The organism is Veillonella sp. oral taxon 780 str. F0422 (assembly GCF_000221605.1).
Classification (GTDB): Bacteria; Bacillota; Negativicutes; order Veillonellales; family Veillonellaceae; genus F0422.
Genome location: NZ_AFUJ01000011.1, coordinates 1 through 13,845, shown reverse-complemented (window position 1 = coordinate 13,845; position 13,845 = coordinate 1). Strand labels below are relative to the sequence as shown.

The following is a 13,845-nucleotide window of genomic DNA, read 5'->3' as shown; positions in this document are numbered from 1 at the left end:
CAGTCTTACAAGAGGCTGTAAAAGAACAAAAGAAGCTAAAAAAAATAGCTTATGTGCGCTCCTCTCATTTATACAATAAAGAAGGTGTATATTCTGTTGGCTCTATTAAGGAAGCCCCTTTCTTTGGGCAATTCTTAACAACTCAAAGGGTATCCTTGCGAACTGAAAAAAGTAGACCTTATGTAGTAGGCTCCTTTAAGTTTGCACCTGAAGCAGGTTTATATTGTATTGTGGGTGTCGAGAATGAAGATGATATAGATAGAATTAAGTCAATCTTTGAAAGTTTAGGATATACAGGTATTGGAGGTAAACGCGGTTCTGGATATGGGCAATTCATAGTAGAAGATGAATTTGAATTAGATGAATTTCCATTGTGTGGAGATGATGATGCAGCACTCTATCAATTATTACATCAAAATGGTCCTATATTTATGTCGATTAGTGCAGTCACACCAGTAACTGATGAAATTGGAGAAATAGGTAATGGTACCTATAAGTTAATGAGACGAAGTGGATTTGTGTATAGTGAATCTATAGTTGAACCATATAAAAGGAACTCATTTTATGCATTACAAGAAGGTAGTTGTATGCTAAAGGCATTATGGGGACAAATTATTGAATTAAATCATGAAAAAAGCCCACATCCAATTTATAAAAATATGACAGGATTTTGGTTAGGGGTGAACATCGATGAGTAAAGAATCTATACGAACAACACTGCCTTTTACATTGGAAGTAATAACTCCAGTTTCTATTGGTAGTGGACAAGGATTAAAAGTCCTTGATTATATATTAGATACAGCAAATCATGATGTATACATTTTAAATCAGAAAAAGTGGTTTCAATATTTGTATTCCATTAATAAATTATCTGAATATGAACTCTTTATAAAAAAGTATGCTACAGGAAACACTAAGGATACTATTTTTGAATGGATGGAACGTAATATTGGAATACTTGATGAAAGTATATTGAAAAGTATTTCAACGCGCCATGTACGATGTGTAAAGAGTGCTATTTCTAAACGCACTTTAAATGATATTAAGTTATGTATGAGTTTATCAGATGGATCTCCGTATATTCCAGGTAGCTCTTTAAAAGGTGTTATAATTGCTTCTGTAATAGCTTATATTATTGAACAAAAACAGTCCTTTAGAAATGAGTGGAGTCGTAGATTTTTACATACGATGAATGATACTCGGGAATTACAAAAATGTATTAGAGACTATGGAAATGCTTTAGATAAGTTAATTAGTTCCTATATTGCAGACAATACAGGGACTATTGAAAAAGATTCAACAAAAAAACTATTTCATGGAATCTCTGTATCTGATGTCATGCCAGTATCTAAATTGAATACGTTTATATTGCCAAGATATGATTCTGTAGTAGGTAAGTATGAACGAAAAAGTTTGCCATTATATAGAGAATGTATTGTTCCGAATACAAAACTAAAAGGAACATTAAGTGCTGATATTAGAGAACTTCAAAAAGTAGGTGTTCAATCTATGTCTGAGTTGATACAGATAATAGAAAGACATACTCAAAGAATAGTAAGTCGTTGGAAACAAGTATTTACAGGAGATGTGGAGAGAACTTGTTTAGCTGATTTGGAAAATACTACATGCCTATTAGGAAGCAGTATTGGTTTTTTACATAAAACATTACTGTTACCTTTATTTGATGATCAAAGAGATGAAGTTGATGTAATCAAATCAGTATTGAACTTACAGAGAGCCTTTAAAAAGCATAATCACTGGAAAGATCGTAGTATTTCCCCACGAACATTAAAACTCACTAAGTATAGAGGAAAAGATTATATATTTGGAGGCGTAAAGTTACATTTTGAAAACGATTGAAATTAAAACTATAGAGTTTGATATTCATCTAGATAATGGACAAAAAATTGTACAGTCATTAGGTAGCGTATTACATGGTATAATTATGTCTTGTATATCTACAGAGTATGCTACATTTTTACATACAACAGCAACACCTCCTTACCATCAATATGTGTATTATGATAAAGAGCGTAATACAAGTGTATGGCGTATTACAGCATTGACAATGGATAGTGTACATGAGATTGTTGATTGCTTATATACTATTGCTCCTATAGTGAAATTAGAACAAAAGAGTGGTAACTTAATTATTGATGAACGTAGAGTTGTATTAGAAACAACCTATGGAGATATAGCAAGATCTTATCTAGGAGAGGCAAAGCAATATAAGAAGATAGAAATTCATTTTGTTACGCCTACTTCATTTAAGGTGAATCAAGAATATGCTATTTTCCCAGATATTGAAAAAATGATGAGAAGTTTCTTGAAAAAGTGGAATAGCTTCAGTACATCAGATGTATACGATGATGAAGAGTTATTTCAGTCTACCTGTACTAACCTATATGTGGCAGATTATCGGATGCGATTGCAACGATTTTATCTAGAAAGAACTAAAATTCCAGGATTCCTAGGTGATTATACATTACTATGTAAACAAAATATGATTTTGTCTAATTTAGCAGCTATGCTATGTTATTATGGAACGCTTTGTGGTTGTGGTATCAAGGTAGCCATCGGCATGGGTGCTATGAAAGTAAATTTAGAAGAGATTAAGAGTTAGGTATGAAAATATTATATTCTGCTATAGGAACAACAGACCCTATACGGGGATGCTACGATGGAGGTATGCTCCATATAATTCGTCATTATAAGCCAGATATGGCTGTCTTATTTCTTTCGAAAGAAATGGTAGTAGAGGAAGAACGTAATCAACAATACACAAAAGCAATTTCTTATGTAAATCCACAGTGTGTAGTAAGGTTAATAAAAACAGAGCTTCAAGAAGTCCATAAGATTGATGCATTGTATAGTTTAGTTGATGAATTTTATAGATTAAAAGATGAGTTTTCAGAAGCGGAATTTTTAATTAATCTAACATCTGGAACACCACAAATGTGTCAGTTGATGACATATCTTGCGATTGAAAATACAGATGTAACTGGGGTTCAGGTCGATACACCTACTGAGCGTTCAAATAGGACAGAACATGCATTGCAAGGTAATGAAGAAATTGATTATGTGATAGAATGTAACTTTGACAATGAACGAGGGACAAAGAATCGCTGTCATGAACCTTTGCTACAGATAGTAAAGCGACGATTTTTAAAAGAAAGATGCATTTCGTTAGTAAAAGTATATGAATATAAACAAGCTCTTCAGGCACTTAAAGAATATAAGATGCTAGCTGAGGAAGAGGATAAGGAATATCTCGATGTAATAGGTAAGCTACTACAACATAGTATGTATCGAAGTGCTTTCGAATATGATACATCTTTGACCTATATACCTAAAGAATTGAAACAAACTCTTACGCATTCTATGCCTTCTTCCAAAATAGATATTAGAAACTTAATCGAATATTTATATATTGCACAAATTCGTATCGAAAAAGGGATGTATCAAGATTTCATAGTGAAATTGACGCCCTACTTATTTCAATTTATGAAATGTATTCTTAAAGATACCTATAGAGTTAATTTTAGAAACATTGAGGTTAGAGGCCGTCGAGGGATGGTAGATCGTCTCAAACTATCTAAAGAATATCCAGAACTGTATAAGTCCTGGGAGCGTTCTATGAATCAATTAAATTATGATACTAAGGATTTTGAATTATCCTTTTTTCATATGCTTAATATGATACAGTTCCATTCCGATACTCGCTCTGATTTAGTGAATAGTCTAAAAATATTTACGCCTATTTTAAAGAATGTTAGAAATATAGTAGCCCATGAAATTGCTACTATTACACAAGAGGATATACGTGAAGCTAGTGACGGTAAAGATTGCCAAGAAATCTTAGCCAATATGCGTTCTATGATGGAAAAATATATGAATATTCCCAAACAACAATTAAAACTGGTGTATACGTTGATAAATGACAAAATTATACATTATTTTGGTATGATGAAATAGTTTTTTATATGTGTTTTTTATAGTCTATAAAAGCTTTTACATATAATCGACTATACCTAGATTAAAGGTCCTATATGATATACTAGTTATGTAATATGAATTCTATCTTTCTCAAGGAGGAACTATATGTCATCCATTGCTATTATTGGTGGTACTGGTGTGTACGACCCAAATATGTTTGAAACTATGACGGAATCTTCGCTTATGACACCCTATGGTGAGATTCACTATGTGTGTGGTACGTATGAAGGCAAGACGGTATATTTCTTAGCTCGTCATGGCCGTGATCATTCTATTCCACCGCATAAGATTAACTATCGTGCTAATATTTGGGGACTTAAAAAATTAGGCGTGAAATACATTGTATCTACCACAGCAGTAGGTTCTTTGGATCAAAACTTTGGACCTGGTCATTTTGTGTTGACGGACCAATTCCTAGACTTTACGAAAAACCGTGTGAATACCTTCTACGAAGGTGGCGATCGTCCGGTGGCGCATGTGGATGTGACAGAACCATATAGCCCTGAGTTGCGAGGTATTGTAGAAAGCGCAGCTAAATCCTTAGGCTTAACGGTCCACAATGGTGGCACGTACGTATGTACAGAGGGCCCTCGCTTTGAATCTCCTGCTGAAATCCGCATGTATGCTATGTTAGGAGGTCAAACGGTGGGTATGACAAATGTACCGGAAGTGACCTTAGCCAATGAAGCGGAAATGGCATATATGACAATTTCCATGGTCACAAACTATGCTGCTGGTATTTCTGAATCTGCTTTGACCCATGGTGAAGTGGTAGACATGATGCAACAAATGGCAGAGCAATTACAATTGCTTGTGAAAGAAGTCATCAAAGGCATCGATGTGAATGCTGATTATCCTGCTCATCACCGTATGGCTGAGTATGGTGGCTTTCAATTATAATCTATGGTGAAGAATCTAAAAGGAGAACGCCAATGCAATCTTTAATTCGAGATATTTCATTAGCCTCTGAAGGTCGTAAAAAAATCGACTGGGTAGCTAATTTCATGCCTACTTTGAACACATTAGGGGACCGTTTTGAAAAAGAGCAAACTTTCAAAGGTCAAACCATCGTTGTATCCGTTCACTTAGAAGCTAAAACTGCGTACTTATCTACGGTGTTAAAACGTGGTGGTGCGGATGTGATCGTTACAGGTTCCAACCCATTGTCTACGCAAGATGATGTGGCAGCAGGACTGGTAGATATGGGCTTGACTGTCTATGCTTGGTACAACTGTACAGACGAAGAGTATACGATGTTCCTGAACAAAGCATTAGACCATAAACCTCATATCATCATCGATGACGGTGGAGATTTAGTAAGTTTGTTACATACAACACGAACTGATGCAAAAGAACGTTTGTTGGGCGGTAGTGAAGAAACCACAACAGGTGTACACCGTTTGAAAGCCTTGGCTGAAGCGGAACAGTTGACATTCCCAATGATCGCTGTGAACGATTCTAACTGTAAATACTTATTCGACAATCGCTATGGTACAGGACAATCTGTGTGGGACGGTATCATGCGTACCACAAACTTAACAGTAACAGGCAAAAACGTGGTGGTTGCTGGTTACGGTTGGTGCGGTAAAGGCGTGGCACTTCGTGCCAAAGGCCTAGGTGCTCACGTGTATGTAACAGAAGTAGATCCAATTAAAGCAATCGAGGCTGTATTTGATGGTTTCAAAGTATTACCAATGGTGGAAGCTGCTAAAATTGGCGATATTTTCTGTACGGTCACAGGCTGTAAAGACGTTATTACAGAAGAGCACTATGCTGTGATGAAAGATCGCGCTGTACTTTGTAATGCAGGCCATTTCGATTGTGAAGTAAATGTAAAAGACTTAGAAGCAATGGCTGTATCTCATGAACGAGTGCGTCAAAATATCGAGGCTTACCATATGCAAGATGGTCGTCAATTGTATGTGCTAGCAGAAGGTCGACTTGTGAACTTAGCAGCAGGGGATGGACATCCAGCAGAAATTATGGACTTGTCCTTTGCTATGCAGGCATTAGCAGCGGAGTACATCTTACATCATGGGGCAGACATGTCAGATGATGTACATGTATTACCATATGAAGTAGACGCAGAAATTGCGAAACTGAAATTACAATCCATGGGCTATGACTTAGATACGTTAACACAGGAACAATACGATTATTTATATACTGTGAATTAATAGTGGTGAAATTTTATTGATACAAAGTAAATAAAAGTTCAACTGTGTGAAACTGGCGATGAGGGTGCTAACTTTCGTCGCCAGTTTTAATATGCCTAAGTAGTAGATTGGATCATATTTCTAAAAGGATATAATTGCTATCAGAACCTATCAATTCCTATAGTTACTATTCAAAAAAGATATTTGTCTACTAGATAAATACAAAAATGAGAAAAATATACGCTATGGGTTTACTAAATAAACTCATAACTAAATTCTTATATTTATATTTGACAAACTACTCATGTTACATTCATAATAGGAAAGCATAGATTTTCTATAGAGTTATCACTTGTTCTTTAAGCTGATAAAGTGAAAAAGGTAAAGATGACTTTCACAGTTAGAAAATCCAAAAGAGGAATTTTAAGAAGGAAGGGTGTAACATGAAAAAATCCATGTTCAAACGTGCACTAGCATTGGGTGCTACAGCTATTTTAGCCGCGGCAATCGCTGGTTGCGGTGGCAATAGTTCATCAACAAACAATGCAAATGAAGCAAAAGTAGCTTTACTGACAACTACGTCTGGCGCGGCAGCTGCCTATGGCGAATCTATTAAGAATGGTGCAGAGTTAGCGGTAGCACAAATTAACGCAGATGCTAACAATATAAAAATTAATTTGTTAGTGGAAGATACAAAAGGTGACAAAAACGAAGCCATCAATGCGATGAACAAAGTGATTGCTAAAGATAAAGTCGTAGCTGTCATCGGACCTATGTTATCTGGTGAAATGATGGCGGCAGGACCGATTGCTAACAAAAATAAAGTCGTAGCATTGGGTACTTCTACAACTGCAGAAGGCATCACTGATATCGGAGATTATATTTTCCGTAATGCTGTACCAGAATCTTTGGCAGTAGACGCAGCGATTCGTCAATCTCATAAAGTATTAGGTTTCAAAACAGCAGCGATTATGTATTCCAACAACAATGACCAAATGGTTTCTGTAAACAATACAGCGAAAAAAGCATTGGAATCTGAAGGGGTTCAAATTGTAGCGACAGAAACATTTGCTGATAAAGATACAGATTTCTCTGCACAGTTGACTAAAATTCAACAAGCAAAACCTGATATCATCATCGTTGCATCCTTGTACCAAGAAGGTGCATTGATTATGAAAAAAATGCGTGAACTTGGCATGAACCAACCAGTGGTAGGTTCCAATGGTTTCAACAGCCCAGCGTTCATTAAAAATGCAGGTGCCGCTGCTGATGGTGCGATCGTAGGTACACCTTGGTTCCCTAACAAAGATGACCAAAAAGTTCGCGACTTCCGCAAAGCTTATGTAGAAAAATATGGTCATGAACCAGACCAATTCGCTGCACAAGCATATGATGCTGTGTTCTTGTACGAAGCAGCATTGAAAGCCGCAGGTTCTACAACAGATCGCGAAAAATTCCGTAATGCCTTAAAAGGTATTACAGACTTCGTAGGGGTAACTGGTAAATTCCAATTTAACGAAAAACGTGACCCATCTATGGAAGTTCAAGTTTTACAAATTAAAAACGGTCAGTTCGACGCATTACAAAAATAGGAGTTACACGATGTTTTTACAGCAATTAGTGAATGGCCTTACTTTAGGCAGTCTCTATGCAGTATTAGCGATCGGATTGACACTGGTTTTTGGTGTGTTGAACATCATCAACATGGCTCACGGAGGCATCTTTATGATAGGTGCCTTCGTGGGTTTATTTATGGTGACAGTCTTTGAAGCTAATATCTTTGTAGCCATCCTTGTGGCTATGCTGGTAGGGGCAATTCTTGGATATTTGTTAGAGTTTGTGGCACTTCGTCCACTTCGTAAGAAAAATGTATCCCATTTGGCGCCATTGATTTCCACAATTGGCGTATCTATTTTTATTGAAAGTATAGCATTACTTGTGTGGGGCCCACAAACACGTTCTTTCCCACCAGATTTTATTGGAGGACTTATTGATTTTGGTATGTTCAAAATCTCCATGGTTCAAATCATTGGCCTTGGCGTATCCATTGTGTTAATGTTGATTTTAAATGTACTCATTAAAAAGACTAAAATTGGTAAAGCTATCCGTGCCGTATCCTTGAGCACAGAAACGGCATCCTTATTGGGTATCAACCCGACACTAGTTATTTCTGTAACAGTGATGCTCGCTTCTGCATTAGGATCTGCCGCTGGTGTGCTGGTTGGTTTATCCTTCGATGCCGTAGAGCCTATGATGGGTGTTGTCATCGGATTTAAAGGCTTAGCTGTATTAATCTTAGGTGGTCTTGGTAATATTACCGGTGCCATGGTAGGCGGATTCATCTTAGGTGTATCTGAAGTATTCTCTGTTGCCTATGGAGCATCTTCGTACCGTGATGCTGTAGCCTTTGGGTTAATCATTCTCTTATTGTTCTGGAGACCACAAGGGTTATTCGGATCCAAAGATAAGGGGGGACGACCATGAGTGAAATTTTAAATCCATATTATCTACAAATTGTAATGTTCTTCATTATTAATGCCATTATGGGTATTTCCATTTTCTTCACCCTTTCTACAGGGCAGTTGACATTGGGAGCGGCTGGTTTCATGAGTGTGGGTGCCTACGTAGGTGCTTTGCTTACTCTAAAAGTTGAAATGCCGATTCCGATTGCTATCTTCATTGGTGGTATCGTAGCGGCCTTAGTAGCTATTGTAATTGGTTTGCCTACGACGCGTTTGAAAGGCTTATACTTGGCGATTGCAACGTTAGGCTTTGGTGAAGTAGTGCGTGTTATTTTCTTGAACTTAGAAGTGACACATGGTGCACTAGGACTTTCGGGGATTCCAGCGATTGCGCAAGAATTGACAAATTATGTGTATGAATTTGATATGGACGGTTTGTTAGATATCGATGCATTAACATGGGGTAACTTGTTGACCATCATCATTTTGCTGGTTATTTTAGCATTGATTATTCTGTTTTGCTTACGCATCCACAATAGTCGTGTAGGTCGTGCATTCCAAGCTATTAAAGCAGATGACCATGCAGCAGAATTAATGGGAATCAATGTAGTGTATTACAAAATGTTAGCCTTTGTCATCGGTGCTTTTATTGCCGGTGTTGGCGGTGGTTTGTATGCGCATATTACAAACTTTATTAACCCTACAGATTTTAGCTATCACAAAGTAGTACAAATTTTATTGTTCCCAGTCTTTGGTGGTTCCAATGTAGTATGGGGATCTGTACTAGGCTCTTTTATTTTGACTTTGCTACCAGAAGTATTACGTTTCTTAGCAGACTATCGTGATATTATTTATGGTGCTTTGTTGGTGATCTTGATGGCTGTTCGCCCAGATGGTATTTTGACAGAAGAATTAATGGACAAAATCTATCGTAAATTAGGTGTAAACAAGAAACCATACATTCCAGAATCACAAGTATTAACAGAACGCTTTGAAGCTTATAAAACACAGAGCAAGTCTGGTCAAGAATAGGAGGTAACCATGCTATTACAATTAGATGATGTAAGTAAAAGCTTTGGCGGTGTGGCTGCCTTGACAGGGGTTACCTTCCAAGTGAATCAAGGGGAAGTCTTTGGTGTTATCGGACCTAATGGTGCTGGTAAAACTACGTTATTCAACTTAATTACTGGAGTATTTCCTGTAAGTACTGGTAATATTGTCTTTGATGGTATGAATGTAGTGGGCATAAAACCACATCGTACAGTAGAAATGGGGATTGCTAGAACGTTCCAAAATATTCGTCTTTTTGGTAATATGACGGCGTTGGAGACTGTATTGACAGGCATGCATTGTCGCACAGGTTCTGGAGTGTTGTCTAGTTTCTTCCATACAAAACGCCAACGCATTGAAGAAGAGCGTTGCCGTGGTATTGCCTATGAGTTTTTAAAACTGGTTGGGTTAGAAGAAGATGCTGAAGAAGTAGCTACATCTTTACCATATGGTAAGCAACGTCGTTTGGAAATTGCTCGTGCCTTAGCAACGCATCCACAATTGATTTTATTGGATGAGCCTGCGGCAGGTATGAACGATAGTGAGACAGAGGTGTTGCGCCAATTGATCGGGAAAATCCGTGATTTAGGTATTACCGTGGTGGTCATCGAGCATGATATGGCGTTGATGATGAATATTTGTGACCGCTTAGCAGTGTTGAACTTCGGCAAAAAGATTGCAGAAGGAACTCCACAAGAAATTCAAAACAATCCAGATGTAATCGAAGCGTACTTAGGAAAGGAGGAATAATATGTTAAAAATTGAAAATGTAGTAGCTGGTTATGGTCATATAACAGCCTTAAAATCTATTAACTTAGAAGTTCCTCAAGGTTCTATTGTATCTTTGATTGGTGCCAATGGTGCTGGTAAATCGACAACCATGCGTTCTATCATGGGTTTAGTAAAACCTACAGAAGGTCGCATTACCTTTGAAGGTAAAGATATTACATCTATGAAAACCCATGATATTGTGAAATCTGGTATTTCCCTCGTCCCAGAAGGTCGTCAAATATTACAAGATATGAGTGTTTACGAAAATCTAGAAATGGGAGCCTATATTCGTAAGGATGCTGAAATCAACGATGATATTAAAAAAGTGTTCAAACGATTCCCTATTCTTGACGAACGTAGTTACCAATTAGGTGGTACCTTATCTGGTGGACAACAGCAGATGCTTGCCATTGGTCGTGCTTTAATGGCTCGTCCGAAACTGTTGTTACTAGATGAACCATCCATGGGTTTGGCGCCTTTGGTAGTGAATGAAATCTTTGAAGTTATCAAAGAGATTAGCGCCGAAGGAACGACAGTATTGTTAGTAGAGCAAAACGTACGTCAAGCTTTGAAAATCGCTGACTATGCATATGTATTAGAAACAGGTAAAATCGTTCTTTCAGGACCAGCCGAAGAAATTCGTCACGACCCTAGAGTGATGGAAGCATACTTAGGTGGTAAAGTGGAATAATACACTATAAAAAGATAGCAGATATACAATCCGTTGTGGTTGTGTATCTGCTTTTTAGTTTAAGTGTTTTCGATTTGTGGTTGCTGCCGATAGAAAGTGACTATATGTATACTATCATAAGAGTGTGCAGAATCTATTCTTTACAATATAAAGAAAATTGAATGGTGATAAAAACTATTGTGTATACATGAGCTACATGTCTTGTAGGAGAATGATTTTTCTTGTAAACTAGTATTATAAATATAAAATATATAACTAATATAGGAAGGTGTTTACTATGAGTATGGCAGCAAAACAAGCGCGTGGGAAAAAAGCAAATGATGTTATCTTTGCGACAAATTCACAAGCTCAAGAGGCAGCGAAACAATATGGCAAAGAAAATGTATTAATTGGAACTGTCGGATCTATCCTAGATGAAAATGGCGATATTGTTTTCTTGAAGGTGGTAGAAGATGAGTTTCGTAATTTGCCACGTAATGAATATGTTGCATATGCACCGATTGAAGGGTTAAAAGAGTTTGTGGAAGCATGTAAACAAGAATGTTTTGGACAATCTCGGCCAGATGCCTATATTGAAGGGATAGCCACAGCGGGTGGTACAGGTGGTATTCATCACTTGGTTCACAATTATACAGAACTAGGTGATAAGGTAATTACCGCTGATTGGTACTGGGGGGCATACAAGCAAATATGCCAAGATAATGGACGAGAATTAGTTACATACCCATTATTTGATGAGAACTATAAGTTCAATTTTGAAGCTTTGCAATCTTTAGTGCTAGATATTGCTGAGAAACAAGAAAATGTGGTAGTTATTTTTAACACACCTGGCAATAATCCAACAGGGTTTTCCTTGTGCGACAGCGATTGGGATAATGTATTAGACTTAGTGAAAGGTATAGTGAATACAGGTAAAAATAAAGTTATTATTGGTGTAGATGCTGCGTATATTGATTTCTCCGGACCTAAAGAAGATGTACGTCGATTCTTTAAAAAGTTTGAGCATTTGTCAAAAGATATTTTAACAGTTGTATGCTATAGTATTTCAAAAGGATTCACCATGTATGGTCAACGTGTTGGTTGTATGTTAGGTATTACTTCTGATAAAGAAGTGGCACAGGAGTTTTTTGATATTAACCAAATGACATCTCGTGGTACTTGGTCTAATATTAATAGACCTGCTATGCGTACGGTTGCTAATATCGTGCTTGATCCTGAAAAATTAAAACGTTATGAAGAGGAACGTAATTGCTACTCTCGTCTCGTAGAAGAACGGGCAGGTATCTTGGAATGTGAAGGAAAAGCGATTGGCTTACCAATGTTGCCATACATGGGTGGTTTCTTTGCAACAATTCCAAGCGATAATCCAAAGGCCTTGGCAGATGAATTGAAAAAAGAAAATGTATTTTTAATTCCTGTATCAGGTGGTGTTCGCATTGCTGTATGCTCGATTCCTAAAAGACAAATTACTGGATTGGCACAACGAATTTATGATGCTATGAAACGAGTGGGGCAATTATAAACTAAGAGAAAAAATAGAGACAATAGAATAGTTACTATAGAAGTGATAAAAAGATAGTTGAATCAATGATTCGGCTATCTTTTTTGTTTTAAAATTAGTAAGTATAAGGATTAGGGATGCACTGTTTAAATAGATATTATTTTATAAAATATTGGCAAAATATGGGAAATTTCCCCCACTTTTTACCACCTTTGTTAAATGAGAAAGTGTTCGATATTAAAGTAGATTATACGAACATATTAATAAATATTAACGATAATGTTCGATAGTAATGAGTATAAGAAAATAATTTGTATAAATATCTATTAAATTAGTATTTGTTTGTTGTTAAAAGTGGGGAATTGTGGTAAAATTTACCATATAGTGGTAATGAGGGCGAGAAGGTGTAGGAAAAGGAGGTGTCCTTGCTATGTTTAAAGGTGAATTTTCACATACAATTGATAGTAAAGGACGTATGATAGTTCCTGCCAAAATGCGTGAACAACTAGGTGATACCTGTGTTGTTACTAGATATTTTGATAACACCTTAGCCATTTACACACAAGAAAAGTTTGATGAAATTGCAAAAAAATTAAGTTCTCAAAGCTCTAATAAAGCCAACCAACGTGGATTAGTACGGTTTTTTGTAGGTGGGGCTGCTGACCTTGAGTTTGATAAACAAGGTCGTGTACTAATACCTAGCAATCTTCGTGCTCATGGGGAGTTAAAAAAAGATGTAGTTGTAGTTGGTAATGGTGAACGTATCGAGATTTGGAGTAAAACTCGTTGGGAAGCGTATAACAACGAAATTTACGGTAATATTGAGGCGATGGCAGAAGAACTTGATTTGGATGATATTGGATTTTAAGTGAGGCATTATGGACTTTCATCATGTGAGTGTATTACTCAGTGAAACGCTAGACGGATTGGCAATTAAACCAGATGGAACCTATGTGGATTGTACATTAGGTGGTGGGGGACATTCCCACGCCATTGGAGAACGGTTATCCTCAAAAGGTATGATTGTTGGTTTAGATCAAGACGTAGCGGCATTAGAGGCAGCCTCTCAGAGATTATCTGATTTGTCTTGTCAGGTGAAAGTGATTCAAACAAACTTTTCTAACTTAAAACAAGCTTTACAAGAGTCAGGCATTTATAAAGTAGATGGATTTGTATTTGATTTAGGGGTTTCTAGCCATCAATTAGATACAGCGGATC

General features: G+C 36.9%; 14 protein-coding genes. All 14 read left to right on the top strand.

The features are described 5' to 3' along the window. Positions 1–698 (top strand): hypothetical protein (locus tag HMPREF9200_RS08630; protein ID WP_009353020.1); only part of this gene is annotated, 698 nt, incomplete at its 5' end. After that, entirely contained in the window at positions 691–1,860 is a 1,170-nt protein-coding gene (gene csm5, locus HMPREF9200_RS01445; protein WP_009353021.1) for a type III-A CRISPR-associated RAMP protein Csm5, read from the top strand. The genes HMPREF9200_RS08630 and csm5, both read left to right, overlap by 8 nt. Then, positions 1,847–2,623 carry a CRISPR system precrRNA processing endoribonuclease RAMP protein Cas6 gene (gene cas6 / locus HMPREF9200_RS01440; protein WP_009353023.1) on the top strand — a complete coding sequence of 259 codons (777 nt, stop codon included), beginning with the start codon at positions 1,847–1,849 and terminating at the stop codon, positions 2,621–2,623. The genes csm5 and cas6 overlap by 14 nt, the downstream gene beginning before the upstream one ends. A 2-nt stretch (positions 2,624–2,625) precedes the next feature. Further along, positions 2,626–3,975 (top strand): CRISPR type III-A/MTUBE-associated protein Csm6, encoded by a 1,350-nt coding sequence (locus tag HMPREF9200_RS01435; RefSeq protein WP_009353013.1) that lies wholly within the window; start codon positions 2,626–2,628, stop codon positions 3,973–3,975. Between the two features lie 126 nt (positions 3,976–4,101). Further along, the gene (mtnP, locus tag HMPREF9200_RS01430) at positions 4,102–4,896 is read left to right on the top strand and encodes an S-methyl-5'-thioadenosine phosphorylase (protein WP_009353014.1); all 795 of its coding nucleotides are present in this window, start codon (positions 4,102–4,104) and stop codon (positions 4,894–4,896) included. 32 nt (positions 4,897–4,928) lie between these two features. Then, complete coding sequence (locus tag HMPREF9200_RS01425; RefSeq protein ID WP_009353017.1) at positions 4,929–6,173, top strand: adenosylhomocysteinase; 1,245 nt, start codon at positions 4,929–4,931, stop codon at positions 6,171–6,173. 422 nt (positions 6,174–6,595) lie between these two features. Beyond that, positions 6,596–7,744: an ABC transporter substrate-binding protein gene (locus tag HMPREF9200_RS01420; protein ID WP_009353015.1), complete on the top strand. Its 1,149-nt coding sequence runs from the start codon at positions 6,596–6,598 to the stop codon at positions 7,742–7,744. Positions 7,745–7,754: 10 nt separating this feature from the next. Next, entirely contained in the window at positions 7,755–8,636 is an 882-nt protein-coding gene (locus tag HMPREF9200_RS01415; protein ID WP_009353024.1) for a branched-chain amino acid ABC transporter permease, read from the top strand. Next, positions 8,633–9,646, top strand: a complete 1,014-nt coding sequence (locus HMPREF9200_RS01410; protein WP_009353019.1) for a branched-chain amino acid ABC transporter permease — start codon at positions 8,633–8,635, stop codon at positions 9,644–9,646. The genes HMPREF9200_RS01415 and HMPREF9200_RS01410 overlap by 4 nt, the downstream gene beginning before the upstream one ends. Positions 9,647–9,655: 9 nt before the next feature. Beyond that, positions 9,656–10,414: an ABC transporter ATP-binding protein gene (locus tag HMPREF9200_RS01405; protein WP_009353016.1), complete on the top strand. Its 759-nt coding sequence runs from the start codon at positions 9,656–9,658 to the stop codon at positions 10,412–10,414. A 1-nt stretch (position 10,415) separates the two neighbouring features. Continuing rightward, a complete protein-coding gene (locus HMPREF9200_RS01400) occupies positions 10,416–11,126 on the top strand; it encodes an ABC transporter ATP-binding protein (RefSeq protein ID WP_009353026.1) in 711 nt (236 codons plus the stop codon). Between the two features lie 277 nt (positions 11,127–11,403). Beyond that, positions 11,404–12,648: an aminotransferase class I/II-fold pyridoxal phosphate-dependent enzyme gene (locus tag HMPREF9200_RS01395; protein ID WP_009353018.1), complete on the top strand. Its 1,245-nt coding sequence runs from the start codon at positions 11,404–11,406 to the stop codon at positions 12,646–12,648. Positions 12,649–13,057: 409 nt separating this feature from the next. Continuing rightward, complete coding sequence (gene mraZ / locus HMPREF9200_RS01390) at positions 13,058–13,495, top strand: division/cell wall cluster transcriptional repressor MraZ (RefSeq protein WP_009353022.1); 438 nt, start codon at positions 13,058–13,060, stop codon at positions 13,493–13,495. A gap of 10 nt (positions 13,496–13,505) precedes the next feature. Next, positions 13,506–13,845: 16S rRNA (cytosine(1402)-N(4))-methyltransferase (gene mraW / locus HMPREF9200_RS01385; protein ID WP_009353025.1), on the top strand; the 340-nt coding region annotated here is incomplete at its 3' end.